Here is a 20,139-nt window from a genome sequence, read left to right as displayed (position 1 = left end):
TTCCGGTCAGGGGGTGGTGAGGACGGCGAGGCGCTGGGTGGCGCGGGTCATCGCCACGTACCGGTCGACCGCGCCCTCGATGCCCTCGCCGTACTCCTCCGGGTCGAGGAGGACGACGAGGTCGAACTCCAGGCCCTTGGAGAGGCTCGGGGTGAGCGCCCTGACCCGGGGGCGGTCGCCCAGCTCGGGCAGGTGTCCCTCGGCGGCGATGACGCAGGCGACGCCGTCGGGGTGCTCGGCGCTCCAGGAGTCGAGGAGGTCGTCGAGTTCCGCGGTGGTGCCGTGGTGGACGGGGATGCCGGAGGAGCGGACCGAGGTCGGCACGTTGGCGTCCGGGAGGGCGGCGCGGATGACGGGCTCCGCCTCGGTCATGACCTCTTCCGGGGTGCGGTAGTTGATGCCGAGCGAGGCCATCTCGACGCGGTCGAGGCCGGCCCGCTCCAGGCGCTCCCGCCAGGTCTCGGTGAAGCCGTGGCGGGCCTGGGCGCGGTCGCCGACGATGGTGAAGCTGCGCGAGGGGCAGCGGGAGATCAGCATCTGCCATTCGGCGTCGGTGAGTTCCTGGGCCTCGTCGACGACGACGTGGGCGAAGGGGCCGGCCAGCGGGTCGCCGGCGGTGGCGGGCAGGCCGCCGTCGTCGACGAGGCTGTCCTGGAGGTCCTTGCCGAGGAGCATGGTGACGGCGCCCTCGCCGTCGTCGTCGGACCGCACGATGTTGTCGATGACGCCGGCCATCCGCTCCTTGCGGGCGGCCAGGGTGGCCTTCTCGCGGCGCTTGCGGGCGCTGGAGCGGGGGTCGCCGAGGCGCTGCCGGGCCGCGTCGAGGAACGGCAGGTCGGACTCGGTCCAGGCCTGGGCGTCGGCGCGCTGGAGGGCGCGCACCTCGTCCCGGTCGAGCCAGGGCGCGCAGAGGCGCAGATAGGCGGGGACGGTCCACAGGTCGCCGACGAGGTCGGTGGGCTCCAGCATGGGCCAGGCGCGGTTCAGGGTGCCGACCAGGTCGCGGTCGTGCCGCAGGGCGCGCTCGAAGAGGACCTCCGGGACCGCGTCGCCCGCCTTCTCCTTCAGGAGGGCGACCAGCTCCTCCCAGATCAGTTCGCGGGCCTCGTTGTGCGGGGTGGTGGGGCCGGGCGCGTCGAAGACCTCGGCCCAGTCCTCGGCGGTGACCGTCAGGTCGCCCCAGTCGGTGGTGACGCGGGTGGTCTCGGCCGGCGGCTCCTCGTAGAAGCGGACGGCCTTCTCGATGCCCCGGACCAGCGCGCCGGAGGACTTGAGCCGGGCGACCCCGGGGTCCTTCTCCGGGCGGACGGCCGCCCCTTCGGGGACGAGGTCGCGGACGGTGCAGGTGCGCACGCCCTCCTCGCCGAGGCTGGGCAGCACGTCGGAGACGTACGCGAGGTAGGGCTGGTGGGGGCCGACGAAGAGGACGCCGCCCCGGCGGTGCCCGAGGCGGGGGTCGGAGTAGAGGAGGTAGGCGGCGCGGTGGAGGGCGACGACGGTCTTGCCCGTGCCGGGGCCGCCGTCGACGACGAGGGCGCCGCGCGAGCCGGCGCGGACGATGGCGTCCTGGTCGGCCTGGATGGTGGAGAGGACGTCGCGCATCCGCTCCGAGCGGTTGGTGCCGAGGCTGGCGATGAAGGCCGACTGGTCGTCGAGGGCCGCGTGCTCGTCGAGTCCGCCCTCGGTGAAGACCTCGTCCCAGTAGTCGGTGATCCGGCCGCCGTTCCAGCGGTAGCGGCGGCGGCTGGCCAGGCCCATGGGGTGGGCGTGGGTGGCGGCGAAGAAGGGCTCGGCGGCGGGTGAGCGCCAGTCGACGAGCAGCCGGTTGCCGTCGCCGTCGGTGAGGCCGAGCCGTCCGATGTAGAGGGGTTCGGTGTCGTCGGCGGAGACGATCCGTCCGAGGCAGAGGTCCAGGCCGAAGCGGCGCAGGGCACGCAGCCGGCCGGAGAGGCGGTGGACCTCCAGGTCGCGCTCCATGGCCTCGCGGCCCGCGCCGCCGGGTTCGCGGAGCACCGCGTCGAGCCGGTCGGAGAGTTCGGCCACGGCCTGTTCGAGGCTCTCCGCGACGGCCGCGAAGTGCTTCTCGTCGTCGGCGATCAGCGCCGGGGCGGCCTTGGCGGCGAGACGGTCGGGAAGCTCGAAGGGGCCGGTGGTCCGCAGAGGCATGGGCACGCGCGCAATCTCGTTTCGGCAGGTGACGGGGGTTCGGTGTGCGATTGTGCGGCATGCGGGGGGCCTTGCCGCAAGGCCCCCCTTGCGCTATACCTTGAACATGGCGGGAGAAGTTTCCCGCCATTCGTATGTCCGGCGCGTGTCCGGCGCGTGTTCGGAGTGCGTCCGGGGGCCGCCGTGCGCGCCGCGCCCGCTCCTCCGGCCTCCCCGGCCCGTCAGCGGGTGTCGCCGGTCCAGTCGAAGTGCGCCGGGTCGCCTTCCCGCGGACCGTACACGGCCTTTCCCCCCGATCCGTAGCGACTCAGCTCCGTCTCCAGGACGGCGCCGGCGCGTATCTGCCCGGCGGTCCATCCGGTGACGTCGAGCAGCAGCCCGTCGAGGGGGCCGCCGACCAGCTCCGCGTAGACGTGCCCGGGCCGCGGTCCGGGTCTGGGGTCGTCGTGGTCCTGGCCGTAGACCCGGCCCCTCAGCAGCTCCTCGTCACGGTCCCCGCCCATGCCGCCGCCCTTCCCCCCGTCCCCGGGACTCCCGCTCTGCCTGTCCATGACCCCAGGGTGGCAGCCGCCACTGACAACGGCTCGCCGGCCGGCTCCGGGCGAACACATTTCGGGGGAACCGAACGGGCCGTCGGGCCGTCCTCCCGGGCGAGGCCGGGTGATCATGCTGCGGTCGCCCCCGCCGGAAGGACGCCGATGACGGTCACGCTCGCCGAGGAGCTCGCGCCGCTGTCCCTGGACGACGGGTCCGGGGAGACGGAGGGCCCGCGGGCCGGGAAGGGCGTGCGGGAGGCGATCCGCCACGCGCGGGGGGCGACGGGCCGCCGTGACGGTGGCCACGGTCGTCGCGGCCACCCGTTGACGCCGGCCGGTCGCTCAGGTCACCGCGTGCCCGTACGCGGCGGCCAGGGCGTCGAGTTCGGGGTCGCCGTACAGGCGGCGCAGGGACCGGAAGACGGCGGCCTTCTCCTGGCCGAAGCGGCCGATCCGCGCCTCGAAGGTGTCCGGGGAGACGAACCGCGGCGGGGTGCTCTTGCTGTGGAACTTGTCGGCGTACATGACCATCCGCTCCTCCGGCGTGACGGGCACGTAGTCGGCGGGCGGGAGGGGCAGGCCCTGCGCGAGGACGTCCTCCCGGGTGAGGCCGACGCCGGTGTGGCAGGAGCAGAAGCGGCAGAGGGTCTCGGGCAGGCCCTCCTCCGCGAGCAGCCGGTGGCCGAGGACGCCGTGGGTCACGTAGGAGGCCCCGTCGATGCGGCCGGCGGAGTCGTACAGCCGGTAGACGCCGATGTCGTGGAGCAGGCAGCCGGCGCGGACCAGGTCCGCGTCGGCGCCCCGTCCGGAGCGGGAGAGCAGCTGGTCGGCGAGGGCGGCGACGATCTCGCAGTGGGTGAAGACGAGTTCGAAGGCCGCGTCGCTGGGGGCGTGCTTCCGGTGCAGTGCCCGGATCTCGTCATATGAGGGGATCTCCACACCGGCAGGATAACGGGGCGGGACTCCGCCCCCCGCCGGGGCGCGGCGGGGGCGGGACGGCCGGGCGCCGTCGGCAGGAGGGGAACCGAACCTTCCCCCGTGCTGCCACCGCAGTCGAACTCCCCGTCACCGTCCGGTAACTGACGGCACGTTCCCTGGATATCCAGGCAGTTCCCCCTCGGAAGGACTCCCATGCAGCGCAGGCCCCTCCTCCTCCTGGCGGCCGCGGTGGTCATGTCGGCCGGTTCGGTGCCCCTCGCGCAGGCCCGCCCCGACGGCCCCTCGATCGCGACGGGCCACGCCCTCCACGGAGCCGTCCGCGTCACCGGGACGCCGGCCCCGGGCGTGACGCTCACCACCCTCACGTACGGACACCGGGACGCCGACGACGTCTGGACCGTCCAGGTGAACCTCCCCCCGCGCCCCGGCGGCCCCACGGCCGGGGCGACGCTCGCCCTCGGCCCGCAGGACACCGCGCTGGGGGTCGCGCAGGCCCTGCGCGCGGCCGGCTTCACGCCGCGCGTGGAGCGGGTGAGCACCCCGGCGTACGCGGACCGGCGGGCGGGGGTGCTCGGCTGGACGGTGCGGACCGGCCGCTTCGCGGACGAGGCCGGGGCCACGGCCCTCGTCGGCCGGCTGAAGGACGCCGGCTTCGCCGCCCGCACCCGCTACACGGCGCAGGACGGCACGGCCGACGACGCGCCCCAGCGCGTCCACGTCCTCCGGGTCGACCTCGCCGCCTTCGGCGGCCGGCTGGAGGCGGAGCACGGCCCCGCCCTCAAGGGCACCGAGAAGCTGACCGACCTCATCGGCGCCACCGGCGCCGTCGCCGGGATCAACGGCCAGTGGTTCTACAACGACGCGCCCGGCGGCCTGTATGTCAAGGACGGCAAGCTCCTCGGCTCCGCCACCCAGGGCCGGGCCGGCATACGGCTGGAGGGCGGCGGCCGCTCCTTCGCCGTCGACACCTTCACGGCCCGGGTGACCGTGACGGCCGGCGGCGAGACCGCTGAGGTCGACGGGGTCAACCGGCTCCCCGGCGAGGTGTGGAACTGCGGCGGCGTCGGCGGCGACCTGCCGACGGAGCGCCCCCAGCACGACGTCAAGTGCACCGACCCCGGCGAGCTCGTCCGCTTCACCCCCGAGTGGGGCGCTCCCCCGGCCGGCCCCGGCGCCGAGGCCGTGCTCGACGCCGAGGGCCGGGTGACGGCCGTCCGCGCCGTGCGCGGCGCGGCCGTCCCGCCCGGCGGCTCGACGCTCCAGGCCATCGGCGACAGCGCCGCCTGGCTGCTGCGCACGGCGCGGGTCGGCGCGACCCTGACCTTCGACGAACGGGTGCGGGACGGTGCCGGCCGCCCGGTCGCGCTCCGGCCCGACACGACGATCCTCCAGGTGGGCCCGTCCCTGGTCCGCGGGGGCCGGGTCGTGGTGAACGCGGTGGCCGACGGCATCGTCCGCGAGGGCGCCGACCAGTCCTTCACCTACGACTGGACGGTCCGCGCCAACCCCCGGTCCATGATCGGCCGGGACGCCGAGGGCCGGCTGCTGCTGGTCGTCGCCGACGGGCGCCGCCCCGGCGTCAGCGAGGGCCTGAGCATCGACGGGGCGGCCCGTCTGATGCGCGCGCTGGGCGCCCGCGAGGCGCTCAACCTCGACGGCGGCGGTTCGAGCGTCCTCGCGACGGCCGCCGGCGTCGTCAACCGGCCCTCGGACGCCACCGGCGAGCGCTCCCTCGGCACCGGGCTGCTCCTGCTGCCCCGGTGACCCGCGTCCGCCGGTGAGCGGCGCCGCGACAGGCGGAGGCCGCCCGGAGCGGCGAGACTGGGCCTGGACCCGGTGTCGACCGCAGGCAGGTGCACATGTTCGAGGACGTCCCGCCCCCGTCCGCCGAGGAGGGGGCGGCGCCCGCACGCACCGGTGTGGCGGTGTCCGTCCTCGACCGCGCCGTCCTCGACACCGTGTTCCGGCAGGCCTCGATCGGTGTGCACGTCCTCGACCGGGACCTGCGGCTGGTCCGGGTCACCGGCGCGGTGCTCGCCGTGCGGGGCGTCGCGGAGGAGGACGTGCTCGGGCGGCCGGCGGCGGAGGCGTACCGGACCTTCGGCGTCGAGGTGAAGGAGGACGTGCTCCGCGGCGTCCTCGACGGCGGACCGCCGGTCCGGGACCTCCTCGTGCCGGCCCGTCCGCCGGACGCCTCGGGCCGCGAGCGGGTCTACTCCGTGTCCGTCTACCCGCTGCGCCACCCGGGGCCGGACGGCGCGGACCGGCCGGCCATCGGGCTGGTCGCCACCGTCACGGACGTCACCGAACGCGTCCGCGCCCAGCAGCGGCTCGGACTGCTGTACGAGGTGCGGGAGCGGATCGGGCGGACCCTGGACGTCGAGCGGACCGCCCGCGAGCTGGTCGAGGTGACCGTGCCCGGCTTCGCCGGCTCCGTGGTGGTCGCGCTGACCGACGCGGTGCTGCGCGGCAAGCCGCCGGAGCTGCGCCGCGCGGGCGAGACGCCGCTGCTGCGGTGCACCGCCGTGGGCGGCTCCGGGACCTGCCGGGCGGACGGGCCGCTGCCGGAGGCCGGGGCGGTGCTGCTGCCCGGGCTGTTCGGCGAGCGGCTGCCCGACGGGCCGGAACTCGTGACGAAGGACGGGGAGGTGCGGCTGATCGCGCCGCTCTCGGTCCGCGGGCAGCTCCTCGGGGCCGTGGCCTTCCGTCGGCCGCCCGGGGCCGACGCGTACACCGAGGACGACCTCGCGCTCGTCGAGGGGATCACCGCGCACACCGCGACCTGCCTGGAGAACGCGCTCCGCTTCACCCGCGAGCACATCGTCATGACGGCCCTCCAGTCCTGGCCGCTGCGCCCCGAGGGCGAGACCCGGCACGCCGTCGAGCTCGCCCAGCGGCACCGGCCGGGCGGCACGGGGGCGGGGTCCTGGTTCGACGTCATCCCGCTGCCGGGCGCGCGGGTGGCGCTGGTGGTCGGGCAGGTGGAGCGGCCGGGGCTGAGCGCGGTGGCGACGATGGGCCGGCTGCGGACGGCCGTCTACAGCCTGGCGACGCTCGACCTGTCCCCGCACGAACTGCTGGCCCGGCTGCACACGGTGACCCAGCGCCTCGCCCGGGAGCAGGCGTCGGCGCACGACGTCGACGAGCCCGCCGCGAGCTGCACGATCGCCGTGCACGATCCGGTGACCGGGCGGCTGGAGCTCGCCCGCGCGGGCGGCTCGCTGTGCGCCGCCGTCCGGCCGGACGGCTCCCTCGACACGGAGCTGGTGGAGGAGGGTCCGCTGCTGGGCGGTGAGGGGCCGCCGTTCGCCTGCTCCTCGCACCTCCTGCCGGAGGGCACCACCCTCTGTCTGGCCTCCTCGGCGCGTGCCGACGGGGGCCCGTCGCGGGCCCGGGTGGCGGCGGCGCTGGCCGCCCCCGACCGCGGCCCGCACGCCATGGCCGACGACCTGGCGGCCCTGCTGGTGCCCGAGCGGGTCCTCCTGGTGGCGCGCACCCTGCGGTTCCCGGCCACGGACGTCGCCGAGTGGGACGTGCCGGCCGAGCTGTCCGGGGTGGCGCCGGTCCGCCACGCGGCGGAGGAGCAAGTCCGGGAGTGGGACCTCGGGGTGGACCCGCTCACCGTCGAACTGATCGTCAGCGAACTGGTCACCAACGCGGTCCGGCACGGTGCCCCGCCCGTCGTCCTCCGGCTGCTCCGGGGCGAGTCCACCCTCACCCTGGAGGTCCGCGACGGCGCGGTCACCGCCCCGCACCTGCGGCACGCCAAGGCGGGCGACGAGGGCGGGCGCGGCCTGCACATCTGCTCGACGCTCGCGGACGCGTGGGGCGTGCGCTACGAGGCGGAGGGCAAGACGGTGTGGGCGGAGATCGCGCTGGACGGGGCGGATCCCCCGGTCTGAGGCGGCCCCGCCGGGTCAGGCGAGGGCGTACGACCGGGGGGTGAGCGGGGCGGCGGCCCGCGGGGCCAGGGCGAGCCCGAAGCCGTGGTTGGCGGCGACGGCGCGGATGTGGTCGGCGGAGAGCGAGCCCTGCCGTTCCAGGACGAGGGCGGGCAGGCCGGAGCGGGTGTGTCCGGCGGTGCGGTGGAAGGACAGGATGCTGACGGACGTCGGCCGGTGGAAGGGGTGGCGCCGGCGGGCGGCTCCCTCGTCCCCGTGGGCCAGGATCCGGACTCCGGGCTCGTCGCCGAACTCCTCGGCGAGGCCTTCGGCCCGCCAGTGCGGGGGTTCGTGGTCGTGGCCGGCGGGGCGGCGGGAGCGGTGGGCGGAGGTGACGGCCAGGAAGTCGCCGCCGGTGAGTCCGAGCGCCGCGCCGAGGAAGGCGTGCGAGGGGCAGCGGGTGCCGGGCACGACGACCTGCGCCGTCGGCACGCCCCCGTCGTCGCCGACGAGCGCGGCCGGGACCCGGCCGGCCGCCGGGCCGCGCAGGCCGATGGGGCCGAGGCCGAGCAGCTCGTCGGTCAGCGACCTGACCTGCTGCCAGGGCACGCCGTCGGGGAGGCGGGTCCAGTCGAACGCGGCCGGGACGCGCTCGGGGACGGTGGTCAGGCTCGCGGGCCGCCCGGCCTGGCGGCCCTTCATCCGGTTGACGCGCTCGACGGTCTCCCGGTCGGGGCGGAAGGTCAGCGCGTAGAAGTTGCCGAAGCCGTGCGCGACGGCCCGCCCCCCGGCGAGCGCCGCCGCCGCGTCCCGTACGTCCTCCGGGTTGTCGAGCACCAGGGTCCCCACCGCCGTGACCTGCTGAACGCTCACGGAAACCACCTCCGTGTCTTCGCCGTGTGATCGTCTGACGCGTGCAACGACCCAATCCACCCCGAGTCACCCGAACCGCCCCTTCGGCCCACCCGCCGGACGTCCGGCCGGCCGGGCGGATAGCATCCCGGGTCCGGCCCTGGCCGTGCGGCCAGGGGGTGTTCCCGGTGTCCCTCGGGGGCCGGGCGTGGAGGGGGTGGCCCGTGAAGGGTGTGGTGGGCGTGTTCGGCGATCTGCTGGCGTTCGTGCTGGAGGTGGCGGCGCTCGGGTTCCTGGCCTGGTGGGGGTGGAGCGCGGCCGAACCGGTGGTGCTGCGGGGGCTGCTGGCCGTGGGGGTGCCCGCCGCGGCGGCGACGGCGTGGGGGCTGTTCGCGGCGCCGAAGGCCCGGATACGGGTGCCGTTGGCGGGGGTCCTGGTGGTGAAGGCGCTGGTCTTCGGGGCCGCGGCGCTGGCGCTGGCCGGGCTGGGGCACGGGACGGGCGCGGTGGTGTTCGCCGTCGTGGCCGCCGTGAACACGGCGATGGTGACGGTGAGCCGGCGGGCCGCCGGACACCGGGAGCCCTCCTAGCCACGGTGTCCGGCGGGGGCGTCAGACGACCGCGCCGGTGGGGTTGGCCGTCCGGGGCCTCACCGGGGCGGCGGGGGGCGGGGTGCGGGTCTCCAGGGTGACGGTGAGGGGGAGGGCGGTGAAGACCGTGGAGGCCATGCCCAGGACCACGCCGGCCAGGAGCGCCACGGAGAAGTCCGTGAGGGTGTCCCCGCCGAGGACGGCCAGGGCGGCGAGGACGAAGAGGGCGCCCATGCCGGTGTTGACCGTGCGCGGCAGGGTCTGGGCGACCGCCCGGTCGGCCAGGTCCGCGAGCGGGAGGCGGGAGCCCGTGCGGCGCAGTTCCCGCAGCCGGTCGAGGACGACGACCGAGTCGTTGACCGAGTAGCCGACGACGGTCAGCAGCGCCGCCAGGAAGACGCTGTCCACCGGCTTGCCGAGCCAGGCGAAGAGGCCGACGACGAGCAGCACGTCCTGGACCATCGCGGCGACGGCCGCCGCCGCGTACGTCCAGCGGAAGCGGACCGAGAGGTAGACCAGCTGGGCGGCGACGGCGAGGCCGAGCGCGAGGAGCGCGTGGGTGCGGAGTTCGCCGCCCAGGCTGGGGCCGACGAGGTCGTCGCGTTCGACCGTGACGGGGCCCGCCGCCTCCGTGAGGGCCTCGGTGATGCGGGCGTGGGCGGCGTCGCCGGTCTCCCCCACCCGGACGGTGACGTCCCGGCCGTCGTCGCCGGTGGTCTGGACGACGGCGTCGGGGAAGCCGGCCGCGGCGACCGCGGCGCGGGCCGCGTCGGCGTCGACCGGGCTCGCCGCGGTGTACTGGACGTCCCGGCCGCCGGTGAACTCGACGCCCAGCTGCACGCCCCGCACGCCGATCCCGGCCAGCGCGAGCAGCAGCAGCGCGGTGCTGACGGTGAACCAGCGGCGCCGGCGGGCCATCAGCCGGGGGGCGCGGCGGTTCAGCCGGGTCCGCAGCCGGCCGAGGCCGGCCATGCCGGTGAGGGCGGGCCTGCGGCGCACGGCGGGCAGGGCGAGGGCCGCGTCGGCGAGCAGCCGGGTGATCACCATGGCGGTGACCATCGAGGCGAGGACGCCGATGGCGAGGGTCACGCCGAAGCCCTTCACGGGTCCGGTCGCGAAGGCGAAGAGGAGGCCGGCGGCGAGGAGCGTGGTGACGTTCGAGTCGGCGACGGCGCTCCACGCCTTGCCGAAGGCGGCGGCGAGCGGGCGGCGCGGATCGCGGGTGACGGCGGCGCGGCCGAGGGCCGCGTACTCCTCCCTGGCCCGTTCGAAGACGAGGACGTTGGCGTCGACGGCGATGCCGACCGCGAGGACGAAGCCGGCGAGGCCGGGGAGGGTGAGGGTGGCGCCGAGCGCGACGACGGCCGCGTAGGAGATCAGTCCGTACAGGAGCAGGGCGATCGTGGCGAGGAGGCCGAGGAGCCGGTAGACGGCGATGACGAAGAGGCCCGTGCAGGCGAGGCCGATGACGGCGGCCAGCGCGCTGGCGCGGATGGCCTCGGCGCCGAGGGTCGGGCCGACGGTGCTCTGTTCGACGGTGGTGACGGGGACGGGCAGCGCGCCGCCCTCGACGAGGGCGGCGAGGTCGCGGGCCTCCGCCGCGGAGAAGCCGCCGGTGATCTGGGTGGCGCCGCCGGTGATGCCGATGCCGCAGGGCACGCCGGTCTGCATGGCGGGGGCGGAGACGATCCGGTCGTCGAGGACGATCGCGACGCGCCGGGCGTGGTCGCCGGGCGGGGCGCAGGCGGCTGCGCCGGTGAGGCGGGCCCAGTCGGCGGCGGCGCCGTCGCGGAAGGCGAGGTCGACGGTCCAGCCGCGGCCGGTGGCGGTGTCGAGGACGGCGTCGGCGCTCTTCACGCCGTCGCCGGTGAGGGCGGGCGCGGCGAGGGCGAGGAAGCCGCCGGAGCCGGGGGCGGCGTCCGGGTCGGCGAGGACGCGGGTGCCGTCGGCGGCGGGGCCGTCGGATGCCGCGGCGGCCGCGCCGGTGACGGCGTGGACGGTGAGCTGGGCGGTGCGGCCGATGACCTCGGCGGCCTCGCGCGGGTCGCGCAGGCCGGGGAGTTCGACGACGATCCGGTTCTCGCCGGAGCGGGCGAGCGAGGGTTCGGCCACGCCGAGGCCGTCGACCCGCTTGCGGAGCACTTCGAGGGCGCGGTCGGTGGCCTCCGCGTCGGCGCGGAGCCCGGGGGCGTCCCGGGTCTCCAGGACGATCCGGGTGCCGCCCCGGAGGTCGAGTCCGAGGCGGGGCGAGGTGGTGAGGGCGGTCCAGAGGGCGAGTGCGACGACGGCGAGCGCGAGGAGCGCGCGCCGGAGCACGGCGGACGGGGGCATGGGTCCTCCACGGGCGGTGCACGGACGTGCGCGACGGGCGGGCGGTCCGTGCCGGAACGGCTGGGGTACGCGCGCGTGGCCGGGTTGCGGGCATGCCGGGGGCCCGGACGGCGGCGCGGTGGAACGGCGTCAGCTGTGCCGGGTGGAGGGTGGGCCCCGGGGGGCCCTGGGGTGGTACGGGAGGCCGGGCGGCGCGCGTTCGCGGCGCGGGTCCCCGGCCACGCGCCCGCGTGCGGGGGCGGGGTCCGGAGTCCGTACGGCCGGGGGCGCGACGGGCGGTGCCGGGAAGCGCACGGACTGCTCGACGACGGCGGCCGGTTCGGCCGTCTCGGTGGCCGACACGTGGGTGTCGGGCGCGGCGTGCCCCGCCGCGGGCCCGGCGACGACGGCCGTCGGGGAGACGGCGGTGCCCGGCGCGGGCGCCACGAGGAACGCGCAGAGCGCGTAGAGGAGCACCGGGAGGAGCCGCGCGAGCGCGCGGGCGGGGACCGGCCGCGTGACGTGCACCGTCCACCCCCGCTCTCCGTCGTGACACCGCGTCGGGCCAGCCTAGACGGGGGACGGCGGGGGCGGGACACCAGGTGGGCGGGGCGGGCGGATTGAGTACCGGGTGAGTACGGGCGCCCATGCCGGAGGCGGTGGCTCCGGCCGACGATGGGCGGGCTCCCGTCGTCCGGTTCCCGAAGGTGGAGGATCCGCCCGTGCTCAGTCGTCTCGCCTCGCGTCTCGTACCGCTCTTCGGACGGCTGACCGTGACCGCGGACCCCGGCGCCCGGATCGAGCCGGGCACCATCATCGTCGTCAACCACACCTCGCTCGCCGACCCGGCGCTGGTGCTCGCCGCGCTGCGGCGGCGGCTGGCCGTGGAGCCGGTGCTGCTCGCGGCGGCCGGCCTGTGGCGGGTGCCGGGGCTCGGGCGGGCGCTGTCGCGGGACGGGTACGTGCCCGTGCACCGGAACACCGCGCACGCCTCGGCCGCGCTCGACCGGGCGGCGGTGGCGCTCGCCTCGGGGCGTCCCGTGATGCTCTACGCGGAGGGGCGGATCCCGCCGCGCCGGGAGTCCTCGGAGGCGCCGCCGGAGGAGTTCCGCACCGGGCTGGCGCGGCTCGCGGGGGCGACGGGCGCGCCCGTGGTGCCGGTCGGGCAGGCGGGGGCGCGGCGGATCACCTCGGGCGGGACGGCGAAGCAGATCGCGGGGGTGCTGACGGCCCCGCTGCGGCGCCCGTGCCTGCACGTGCACATCGGGGCGCCGCTGCGGCTTCCGGCGGACGTGCCGGCCGCGACGGCGCTGGCGCACGGGGCCGTCACGGAGGCGTGGCGGACGGCGGCGCTGGCGCTGGGCGAGCCGGCCGCCGGGGCGGAGCCGGTCAGCCGGCGAGGCCGAGGTCGCCGCCGGGCGGGGGCGTGAGGTAGCGGGCCACGTCGGCGTCGGTGACGGCGGCGAGGGCGGCCGGCTCCCAGCGCGGGTTGCGGTCCTTGTCGACGACCTGGGCGCGGATGCCCTCGACGAGGTCGTGGCTGGTGAGGGCGGCGCAGGAGGCGCGGTACTCCAGGTCGAGGGCGGCTTCGAGGCCGTCGAGGGCGCGGGCCGCGCGCAGCACGGCGAGGGTGGCCTTGAGGGCGGTCGGCGACTTGGCGAGGAGGGTGGTGGCGGTCTCCTTGGCGGCGGGGACGCCGGTGTCGAAGAGCCGGTCGACGATCTCCTCGACGGTGGGGGCGGCGTAGCAGGCGTCGATCCACGCGCGCTGCTCGGCGAGGACGCCGGGGGCGGGGGCGGTGGCGTGCCGGGCCAGGGCCTCGTCGGCGGGGAGGCGGGTGAGGTCGGCGGCGAGGGCGTCGAGCGCTGCGGCGGGGACGTGGTGGTCGGCGAGGCCGGTGAGGAGGGCGTCGGCGGCGCCGATCCGGCCGCCGGTGAGGGCGAGGTGGGTGCCGAGTTCGCCGGGGGCGCGGCCGAGGAGCCAGGTGCCGCCGACGTCGGGGACGAAGCCGATGCCGGTCTCGGGCATCGCGATCAGGGAGCGTTCGGTGACGACGCGGACGGAGCCGTGGGCGGAGACGCCGACGCCGCCGCCCATGACGATGCCGTCCATGAAGGCGACGTACGGCTTGGGGTAGCGGGCGATCCGGGCGTTGAGGCGGTACTCGTCGCGCCAGAAGGCGGCGGTGGCGGTGCCGCCGGCGCGGGCGTCGTCGTGGATGGCGCGGATGTCGCCGCCGGCGCACAGGCCCCGCTCCCCCGCGCCGCGCAGGACGACGGTGGTGACGGCCGGGTCGTGCTCCCAGGCGGTGAGGGCGGCGTCGAGGGCGCGGACCATGGGGTGGGTGAGCGCGTTGATCGCCCGGGGCCGGTCGAGGGTGAGGAACCCGGCCCGGCCTTCGACGCGGCGCAGGACGTCCGTGTCCGGGGCGGCGGGGGCGGCGTCGGCGGGGTGTTCGGCGGGCACGGCGATCACTCGGTCCTTCCCTGGCACGGCACTGTGTCGCCGCCCACGCTACCGGCGGGGCTCCCGGCTTCCGGGTCCGGGGCCGACGGGCGCGGGGGGCGGCTCCGGCCTAGCGTGGAGGACGGGGCCGGTGTCGAGGAGGGAGCGCGGGCATGAGCGGCGGCGTCGACAGGGCCAGGGAGAAGGCCAGGCACGAGGTCGAGAGGGCCAGGGGCCGGGCCAAGGAGCTCGCCGGGAGGCTGACCGGCGACGAGCGGCTGGAGGCCGAGGGCAGGACCGACCAGGCGAGGGCGAAGGTGCGCGGGGCGGTGAGGAGCCTCCGTGAACGCGCCCGTGGCGTCAGGGACTCGCTCGGCCGGCACCGTTCCTGACGGCCGCCGCCGTGCGTGGGTACGGAGGAACCGGGCCGGGGACGGCCGGCGAGCGGGGACGGGTGGTGTCGCGATGGCGCTTGACCTGCTGCTGATCGGACTGGCGGTGACCTTGTTCCCGCTGCCCGTCATGGCCTTCGCGCTGGTGCTGGCCTCGCCGCGCGGCGTGCGCAAGGGGCTGGTCTTCATCCTGGCCTGGGTGGCGTGCCTGGTGCTGGTGATCACGCTGGTGCTCCTGCTCACCGGAGGCGAGCCGCCCGCGCCGCGCTCCCCGCCGTCCGTCGCGGCGCTCTGGGCCTCGCTGGTCATCGGGGCCGGTCTGGTGGTCTACGGCGTGCTCCGCTGGCGCCGGTTCCGGCGGGGCGGGAACGGTGCGAAGCGGCCGGAGGAGGCGCCGGCGTCCGCGCGGCAGGGCGCCTCCCTCTGGTCCGCGGCGGCCCTCGCCGTGCTCCTCCAGCCGTGGGGGATGGTCGGCGCCGCGGCCGCCACCGTCGTGCAGGCCGATCTCTCCGACACGGCCTCCGTGGTGGCCCTGGCGGGCTTCTGCCTGGTGGCGACGTCCAGTCTGCTGACGATGGAGCTGTCCATGGTCTTCGCGCCCGAGCCGTCCGGGAGGGCCCTGATGGGCCTGCACGGATGGCTGCGGCGGCACAAGGAGCCCGCCGTCGTCGGCCTCTGCCTGCTGCTGGGGCTGTGGCTGGTCAGCCGCAGTCTCTACCAGCTGGCGTAGGCGGCGGGGCGGGCTCCTCGCACGGACGCCGGGCGGCTAGACGTCGTCGGGCCTGACGACGCACAGGGCCCAGATGACGAAGCCGGACATGGCGATCATCAGGATCGACCAGGCCGGGTAGTAGGGCAGGGACAGGAAGTTGACGACGATGACGAGGGCGGCGATGGCCACGCCGGCCACCCGCGCCCACGTCGACACCTTGTACAGGCCGAAGCTCACGACGAGCGCCACGGCTCCGGCGACGAGGTGGACCCAGCCCCATCCGGTCAGGTCCCACTGGAAGACGTAGTTGGGCGTCGTGAGGAACACCTCGTCCTCCGCGATCGCCATGATGCCCCGGAAGACGCCGACGAGGCCGGTGATGCCCAGCATGACGGCGGCGAAGACGGTCAGTCCTCCCGCCCACAGCCGGCTCGTGCCGTCCGTCCGGTGGGGGGTGTGCGTGGTGGCCATGCCGGTCCTCGCTTTCGCTCGGCCGGGTTCCGGACCCGCCCGGTACCCGCGCTTGCCTCCATGGTCGTCCCGACGGCCGGACGGCGCAGCGGGGACGGGGTCAGGAGGCGGGGTCGCCGTGGTGGCCCCGCCGGCGCCGGCCGCCTCCCGCGGGGACCTCGCCGGACTCCTGGAAGCCCTCGTGGGAGGCGGCGGCCCTGCGGTACCAGGCGCCGTACGCGCCCGCGAGGGCCGGGGCGGAGGCGCCGTGCAGGAGGACGCTGAACGCGACGGTGACGGCGACGACGCGGCCGATCAGCTCGGTGCCGGCGACGTGTTCCTCCGCCACGAGGAGGCCGAGGACGACCGAGGCGAGGCCGCGGGGCCCGAACCAGCCGACGTACAGGACCGTCGGGGCGCGCAGGCCGCTGCCGAGCAGGGAGAGGGCGACGGGGAGGAGCCGGACGGCGGTGAGGCTGAGCAGGGCGTAGAGGACGATCTGCCAGGTGAGGTGCTCCAGGGCGGGGCCGAGCAGGACGGCGCCGAAGAGGAGCAGGCCGACCGAGGCGAGGAGGCCGCCGAGGTCCTCGGCGAGTTCGGGGGTGGTGTCCGGGTCCTCGCCGCGGGCCGCCGCGGGGGTGCCGGGCGGGGTCGCGGGGACGTTGCGGAGCGCGTGTCCGAAGGCGAACCCGGCGACCCAGGCGGCGATGAAGCCGCTGCCGTCGGCGACGACGGCCAGTTCGTAGGAGGCGGCGGCGACGGCGAGGACGTAGACGTGGCGCCACTCCCGGGTGACCCAGCCGCGGGCGCGGGCCGCCTGGAGCAGCCGGCCGGCGACGCCGCCGACGAGCAGGCCGAGGACGGTGCTCAGCAGCAGGGAGCGCCAGAAGGTGCCGGCCACGCCCTCGGCGGCGTACGAGGTGCCGGGGACGGCGGCGAGCAGGACGACGAAGAACGGCAGCACCATGCCGTCGTTGAGGCCGCTCTCCACGTTCAGGCCCTGCCGGACGAGCGGCGGGACGCGCGGGTCGGAGATGGCCGTCTTGCCCAGGGCGGCGTCGGTGGGCGCCAGGACGACGCCGACCAGTGCGAGTTCCCAGACGGTGAGTCCGGGCAGCAGCGGCCAGGCCAGCAGCCAGCCGGCCGCGATGCTGAGCAGGAGTCCGATGCCGAGCAGGCGCCGGGGCAGGAACCCGCCCCGGGTGAGGTCGCGGCGGCGGACGGTCATGGCGTCGGTGAACAGCACCAGCGTCAGGGCCGCTTCCAGCAGGGCCGTGATCGGTCCCGCCTCGTCGAGGCCGATCACGCCGAGGGCGACGGGGCCGAGGAGGACGCCGCAGCCGGTGAAGACGAGCGCGGACGAGACGGGCGTGGACGCCAGGCGCCGCGAGCCGAGGGCGTACGCGGCGGTGACGCCCGCCACGGCCAGCACCGTCCACGCGCCACCGCTCATCGGACCGCCTCCCTCGCCCGCCCCGGCGTCACCGCCGGCGGACGGGCCGACGGGGCCGAAGGAGGGGGCGGGAAGGACTCACCCGCTTCTCGCGGATCCTGATTGCACGGTGCGCGGCCCTCGGGGACCGCTACTCCGTGTCCTCACGCGGAGTCCTTCCCGTCACTTCCATGGAACCACCGCGGGGCGCCGCCCGCAGGTCAGGCGGCGCCGGGCGGTTCAGGCCGGGAGGAGGTCCTGGAGGACCCGGCTCCGGCGGGGGGTGCTCAGGCGCAGCTCGATGATGTCCCGGACGGTGGGCCACTCCTCGTCGAGGATCGAGTAGAAGGCCGTGTCCCGGACGGCGCCGTCGAGGCCGCGCGAGTGCGCCCTGCGGATGCCCTCGCAGGTGGCGCCGAGGCGTTCGATGGCGACGCGCGAGCGGGTGTTGCGGGCGTCGGCGCGGAGGGTGATCCGGCGGACGCCCCAGGTGTCGAAGGCGTGGCGGAGCATGAGCAGCTTCGCCTCGGTGTTGATGCCGGTGCCCCGGGCGTCGCCCGAGATCCAGGTGTTCCCGATCTCGGCGGCGTCGGGGATCGCGGTGAGCGGATCCCCGTGGGGGTGGCCGGGGGTCGGGGGCCAGACGAGCGGCCCCCGCCAGTAGTCGAGTTCCAGGAAGCGGGTGGAGCCGATCACCCGGTCGTCGGCAGTACTGACGAGGGCGAAGGGCAGACTGCGCCCGGCGGCCTGTTCGGCCAGGGCGCGGGCGATGTAGTCGAGTGCGGATTCCAGGCCGTTCGGCACGGGAGTGAAGGCATAGGCCGATCGGTCCGCCTCGCCGGCCCGCGCAAGGGCTTCGGCGTGCCGCATCGCCAGCGGCTCCAGGCGCACGGAGCGCCCGGTCAGGAGAACAGGTACTGGCACGGAACCTCGGGTCTTTCACGGGCAGGGGTCACTTCCGTCACGACGCTGTGCGCCGGAAGTGAAGGGGGGAGTCTCGCCGGGTGCCGAGTCACGTCGAAAGACGTCGGATGAGCAGGCAAAACGGTTCGTCACCGGGTGCGAGGAGGAACAGTATGCAGCCACAACAGCTCTGAGAACAGAACCCCGGGAGAACCCGGATCCACGGGCGGGTGAAGCCTGCCGGAGGAGCCGGAGAAGCGGTCTCAGGGGGCGGACAGCGGTGCCCGCCCCTCGGACTGCCTCCGTGCTCAGACGCAGGTGGGATGCCCCCAGCCCTCCGCGTTCTTGCTGATGCTCTCCCCCTTGTCATAGGCACGCCCGCAGCGGCAGCGGCCCGGAAACTTGGCCTTCAGCGTGCCGCCGGACGGGCGACTCCTGCGGGCACCTGACCCGGCGGCCCCGCCCGGCGCGGAGGAGCGCGTCCGGGGCGTGCGGGGGGCGGAGGCGCGCGCGGTGGCGGGCTCGGGGTCGGGGAGGGCGGAGCCGGCCTCCGAGCCCAGGGGCTCCTGGGTCCGGGCGCTGTGGCTGGCGGCCCGGTCGGCGGCGTCGTTGAGGGGGTCGCCGTCGGTCCGGTGCGCGGGGGTGTAGACGAAGTCGACGTCCCGGCCGGTGAGCAGGGCGTCGATCCGGACGACGAGGTCCTTGTTGGCGACCGGGGTCCCGGCGGCGGTCTTCCAGCCCTTGCGGCGCCAGCCCGGGAGCCAGGTGGTGACGGCCTTCATGGCGTACTGCGAGTCCATCCGGATCTCCGCGGGGACCGCGGGGTCCAGGGTCTCCAGGAGCCGTTCCAGGGCAGTGAGTTCGGCCACGTTGTTGGTGGCGCGGCCGAGCGGGCCCGCCTCCCAGCGCTCGACCGTGCCGTCCTCCCGGCCGATGACCCAGGCCCAGGCGGCGGGGCCGGGATTTCCCTTGGACGCGCCGTCGCAGGCGGCGATGATCTTCTCCAGCATCCTTCGATCCTGACACGGGCGGGGGTGTGCTCCGGGCCGCCGGAGGGCCTGCCGGGGGGTCCCCCGGCCGGGTGGCGGCACGCTCCCCGCGCCACGGGGTGTCGGTGGTTCCCCGTAGACTCGCCGTCTGCCCGCCGGTGGCGGCACCGACCCAGCTGACAGGAAGCGACGGACTCCATGAACCACGCGGACGGCACCGCACCGATCTACGCCCAGCTCATACGGGAGCGAGGGGACGTGCCCGGTGACGTGCGCCAGACCGCGGAGGAGGTGCTGCGGGACCTGAGCCGTTACATCAAGCTTCCCGCGCCCGCGCCGCAGCAGCCGATGGGGGTCGGAGCGCCGACGGGCATGCAGGGCCAGCCGCCGATGGGCCGGCCCGGGATGCCGGGCCAGCCGATGCAGGGTCAGCCGGGGATGCTCGGTCAGCCCGGGATGCAGGGCCAGCCGGGCATGCAGGGCCGGCCGCCGATGGGGCAGCCCGGGATGCAGGGGCAGCCGGGCATGGCGCCCCAGGGCCAGGGCCAGCCGGGGATGCCGGGGCAGGGCCTGCCGGCGCTGCCCGGGCAGCCGATGCCCGGCCAGCCCGGCATGGCGGGTCCCGCCGCGCTGCCCGGTCCGGCGGGCCTCCAGGGCCCCGGTCCGGTCCCCGGCCAGGGCGGCCCGGGCGGGCACGCCGGCATCGTCGCGATGCGCTCGCTGCCGCAGGGCGGCTGAGCCGGTTCCCGAGGAGGGAGGGGTCCGACGGCGAGCCACTGCCACGAGGCGACGCGCGCGGGTGGAGCACCAGTGCCGTGTGCACGCCGACGCGTAGGAGTGTCCGGGCGCGCTCGTCGTCCCAGGTCCCAGCTTCCAGGAGCACGCCTCGTCGTCCAGGGCGGCGGCCGGCCGGGCGCCGGCACCGCCCACCGCCCGTGGCGCGGCGGGCGGCTCCCCGCGTCGCAGCGCGACCGGTGGTGCGAGGAGACCGAGCGGCTCGGCCCGGACCCGTGGGAGGACGACGTGCCGTCCGCGCACGAGGACGGTTGCCGGGGCGCGGGGACCGGGGCAGGGAGCCGCGCGTGACCGAGGGCCCGTACGCGTCCTTCGACGTCTTCGTCGACGCGCCCGACCCGCAGACCGTCGCCGGCCGGCTCCGGACGGCCCTGGGCGGCGTCGAGGGCCCCGTCACCGCGCGGCACGATCTGATCGTCGGCCCGCTCTGGATGACGGGCGTGGACAACGGCCCTCGGACGGGGGACCGTGCCGACCCGTACGACTTCCTCCGGTGGCCGGCCGTCCTCGAAGGCGAGACGTCCCTCCGCGCGACGCCCGCCGAGGTGGTCGAGGCGGTGGCGACGGTGCTGCGGGCCCTGTGGAGCATGGGGTACCGGGCCGCCGTCAGGTGCGGCTTCGAGGACGAGCTGCCCGACGCCGGCGGCAGGACCCGGTACCGCTGACGGCCCCGCCCGCGCCTCGGGTCATCCGATCGGTGGACCCCCGGGTCCACCGGAGGGGGCGGGGGCGGTGGACGGGCGGGCG

The 20,139-nt window shown here is 76.3% G+C and carries 20 protein-coding genes; 9 read left to right on the top strand and 11 right to left on the bottom strand.

From position 1 onward, the window contains the following. Nucleotides 1-6: 6 nt before the first annotated feature. The 3 genes from helR to ACFW6A_RS11945 form a co-directional block, all read right to left on the bottom strand. Entirely contained in the window at nt 7-2,166 is a 2,160-nt protein-coding gene (gene helR, locus ACFW6A_RS11955) for an RNA polymerase recycling motor ATPase HelR (RefSeq protein ID WP_351852682.1), read from the bottom strand. A 221-nt stretch (nt 2,167-2,387) separates the two neighbouring features. After that, nucleotides 2,388-2,669 (bottom strand): hypothetical protein, encoded by a 282-nt coding sequence (locus ACFW6A_RS11950; protein WP_351852679.1) that lies wholly within the window; start codon nt 2,667-2,669, stop codon nt 2,388-2,390. A 375-nt stretch (nt 2,670-3,044) separates the two neighbouring features. Beyond that, nucleotides 3,045-3,641 carry an HD domain-containing protein gene (locus tag ACFW6A_RS11945; RefSeq protein WP_386486107.1) on the bottom strand — a complete coding sequence of 199 codons (597 nt, stop codon included), beginning with the start codon at nt 3,639-3,641 and terminating at the stop codon, nt 3,045-3,047. A gap of 192 nt (nt 3,642-3,833) precedes the next feature. On the opposite strand from ACFW6A_RS11945, the gene ACFW6A_RS11940 reads away from it, so the two are divergent. Next, entirely contained in the window at nt 3,834-5,405 is a 1,572-nt protein-coding gene (locus tag ACFW6A_RS11940) for a phosphodiester glycosidase family protein (RefSeq protein WP_386640197.1), read from the top strand. A gap of 95 nt (nt 5,406-5,500) precedes the next feature. Beyond that, nucleotides 5,501-7,543 carry a SpoIIE family protein phosphatase gene (locus ACFW6A_RS11935; protein ID WP_386640194.1) on the top strand — a complete coding sequence of 681 codons (2,043 nt, stop codon included), beginning with the start codon at nt 5,501-5,503 and terminating at the stop codon, nt 7,541-7,543. A gap of 15 nt (nt 7,544-7,558) precedes the next feature. Here ACFW6A_RS11935 and ACFW6A_RS11930 read toward each other — a convergent pair whose 3' ends face one another. Continuing rightward, a complete protein-coding gene (locus tag ACFW6A_RS11930; RefSeq protein ID WP_386486454.1) occupies nt 7,559-8,395 on the bottom strand; it encodes a hypothetical protein in 837 nt (278 codons plus the stop codon). Nucleotides 8,396-8,598: 203 nt separating this feature from the next. Between ACFW6A_RS11930 and ACFW6A_RS11925 the strand changes: the two genes are divergently transcribed. Then, a complete protein-coding gene (locus tag ACFW6A_RS11925; RefSeq protein ID WP_386486456.1) occupies nt 8,599-8,964 on the top strand; it encodes a YrdB family protein in 366 nt (121 codons plus the stop codon). A gap of 21 nt (nt 8,965-8,985) precedes the next feature. Here ACFW6A_RS11925 and secD read toward each other — a convergent pair whose 3' ends face one another. Beyond that, nucleotides 8,986-11,295 (bottom strand): protein translocase subunit SecD, encoded by a 2,310-nt coding sequence (secD, locus tag ACFW6A_RS11920; RefSeq protein ID WP_386640191.1) that lies wholly within the window; start codon nt 11,293-11,295, stop codon nt 8,986-8,988. Between the two features lie 129 nt (nt 11,296-11,424). After that, on the bottom strand, nt 11,425-11,802 hold the full coding sequence (locus ACFW6A_RS11915; RefSeq protein ID WP_351852650.1) for a hypothetical protein: 378 nt from the start codon (nt 11,800-11,802) through the stop codon (nt 11,425-11,427). A gap of 194 nt (nt 11,803-11,996) precedes the next feature. On the opposite strand from ACFW6A_RS11915, the gene ACFW6A_RS11910 reads away from it, so the two are divergent. Beyond that, entirely contained in the window at nt 11,997-12,704 is a 708-nt protein-coding gene (locus tag ACFW6A_RS11910; RefSeq protein ID WP_351852648.1) for a lysophospholipid acyltransferase family protein, read from the top strand. Here ACFW6A_RS11910 and ACFW6A_RS11905 read toward each other — a convergent pair. Beyond that, nucleotides 12,664-13,740: an enoyl-CoA hydratase/isomerase family protein gene (locus ACFW6A_RS11905; RefSeq protein WP_386479939.1), complete on the bottom strand. Its 1,077-nt coding sequence runs from the start codon at nt 13,738-13,740 to the stop codon at nt 12,664-12,666. The two genes, ACFW6A_RS11910 and ACFW6A_RS11905, sit on opposite strands and share 41 nt — an antisense overlap. A 152-nt stretch (nt 13,741-13,892) precedes the next feature. Here ACFW6A_RS11905 and ACFW6A_RS11900 point away from each other — a divergent pair, with 152 nt between their 5' ends. Both ACFW6A_RS11900 and ACFW6A_RS11895 read left to right on the top strand, forming a co-directional pair. Then, nucleotides 13,893-14,111 carry a CsbD family protein gene (locus ACFW6A_RS11900; protein WP_351852645.1) on the top strand — a complete coding sequence of 73 codons (219 nt, stop codon included), beginning with the start codon at nt 13,893-13,895 and terminating at the stop codon, nt 14,109-14,111. A gap of 73 nt (nt 14,112-14,184) precedes the next feature. Further along, nucleotides 14,185-14,841 carry a GAP family protein gene (locus ACFW6A_RS11895; protein WP_351852643.1) on the top strand — a complete coding sequence of 219 codons (657 nt, stop codon included), beginning with the start codon at nt 14,185-14,187 and terminating at the stop codon, nt 14,839-14,841. Between the two features lie 36 nt (nt 14,842-14,877). Here ACFW6A_RS11895 and ACFW6A_RS11890 read toward each other — a convergent pair whose 3' ends face one another. The 4 genes from ACFW6A_RS11890 to ACFW6A_RS11875 form a co-directional block, all read right to left on the bottom strand. Continuing rightward, nucleotides 14,878-15,294, bottom strand: coding sequence for a hypothetical protein (locus ACFW6A_RS11890; RefSeq protein WP_351852642.1), 417 nt, complete (start codon nt 15,292-15,294; stop codon nt 14,878-14,880). A 100-nt stretch (nt 15,295-15,394) separates the two neighbouring features. Further along, nucleotides 15,395-16,726, bottom strand: a complete 1,332-nt coding sequence (locus ACFW6A_RS11885) for a cation:proton antiporter (RefSeq protein ID WP_386640188.1) — start codon at nt 16,724-16,726, stop codon at nt 15,395-15,397. Nucleotides 16,727-16,945: 219 nt separating this feature from the next. Beyond that, nucleotides 16,946-17,629: a GNAT family protein gene (locus tag ACFW6A_RS11880; RefSeq protein WP_351852637.1), complete on the bottom strand. Its 684-nt coding sequence runs from the start codon at nt 17,627-17,629 to the stop codon at nt 16,946-16,948. 287 nt (nt 17,630-17,916) lie between these two features. Continuing rightward, entirely contained in the window at nt 17,917-18,618 is a 702-nt protein-coding gene (locus ACFW6A_RS11875; protein WP_351852635.1) for a ribonuclease H, read from the bottom strand. Nucleotides 18,619-18,795: 177 nt separating this feature from the next. Between ACFW6A_RS11875 and ACFW6A_RS11870 the strand changes: the two genes are divergently transcribed. The 3 genes from ACFW6A_RS11870 (at nt 18,796) to ACFW6A_RS11860 (ending at nt 20,057) form a co-directional block, all read left to right on the top strand. Then, a complete protein-coding gene (locus ACFW6A_RS11870) occupies nt 18,796-19,335 on the top strand; it encodes a hypothetical protein (protein WP_386640185.1) in 540 nt (179 codons plus the stop codon). A gap of 72 nt (nt 19,336-19,407) precedes the next feature. After that, nucleotides 19,408-19,683 (top strand): DUF6980 family protein, encoded by a 276-nt coding sequence (locus ACFW6A_RS11865; protein ID WP_386640182.1) that lies wholly within the window; start codon nt 19,408-19,410, stop codon nt 19,681-19,683. After that, nucleotides 19,680-20,057, top strand: coding sequence for a hypothetical protein (locus tag ACFW6A_RS11860; protein ID WP_386479918.1), 378 nt, complete (start codon nt 19,680-19,682; stop codon nt 20,055-20,057). Before ACFW6A_RS11865 ends, ACFW6A_RS11860 begins: the two co-directional genes overlap by 4 nt. Nucleotides 20,058-20,139 lie beyond the last annotated feature (82 nt).

The organism is Streptomyces sp. NPDC058758 (assembly GCF_042746075.1).
GTDB lineage: Bacteria > Actinomycetota > Actinomycetes > Streptomycetales > Streptomycetaceae > Streptomyces.
The sequence above is the reverse complement of the archived record's forward strand: the minus strand, read 5'-3'. Positions and strand labels throughout refer to the sequence as shown.

What these genes read in the sequence shown, in the direction of transcription:
- helR (WP_351852682.1), bottom strand. Translation starts at nt 2,166, where the DNA reads ATGCCTCTGCGGACCACCGGCCCCTTCGAGCTTCCCGACCGTCTCGCC.
- ACFW6A_RS11950 (WP_351852679.1), bottom strand. Translation starts at nt 2,669, where the DNA reads ATGGGCGGGGACCGTGACGAGGAGCTGCTGAGGGGCCGGGTCTACGGC.
- ACFW6A_RS11940 (WP_386640197.1), top strand. Translation starts at nt 3,834, where the DNA reads ATGCAGCGCAGGCCCCTCCTCCTCCTGGCGGCCGCGGTGGTCATGTCG.
- ACFW6A_RS11935 (WP_386640194.1), top strand. Translation starts at nt 5,501, where the DNA reads ATGTTCGAGGACGTCCCGCCCCCGTCCGCCGAGGAGGGGGCGGCGCCC.
- secD (WP_386640191.1), bottom strand. Translation starts at nt 11,295, where the DNA reads ATGCCCCCGTCCGCCGTGCTCCGGCGCGCGCTCCTCGCGCTCGCCGTC.
- ACFW6A_RS11900 (WP_351852645.1), top strand. Translation starts at nt 13,893, where the DNA reads ATGAGCGGCGGCGTCGACAGGGCCAGGGAGAAGGCCAGGCACGAGGTC.
- ACFW6A_RS11895 (WP_351852643.1), top strand. Translation starts at nt 14,185, where the DNA reads ATGGCGCTTGACCTGCTGCTGATCGGACTGGCGGTGACCTTGTTCCCG.
- ACFW6A_RS11890 (WP_351852642.1), bottom strand. Translation starts at nt 15,294, where the DNA reads ATGGCCACCACGCACACCCCCCACCGGACGGACGGCACGAGCCGGCTG.
- ACFW6A_RS11885 (WP_386640188.1), bottom strand. Translation starts at nt 16,726, where the DNA reads ATGAGCGGTGGCGCGTGGACGGTGCTGGCCGTGGCGGGCGTCACCGCC.
- ACFW6A_RS11875 (WP_351852635.1), bottom strand. Translation starts at nt 18,618, where the DNA reads ATGCTGGAGAAGATCATCGCCGCCTGCGACGGCGCGTCCAAGGGAAAT.
- ACFW6A_RS11870 (WP_386640185.1), top strand. Translation starts at nt 18,796, where the DNA reads ATGAACCACGCGGACGGCACCGCACCGATCTACGCCCAGCTCATACGG.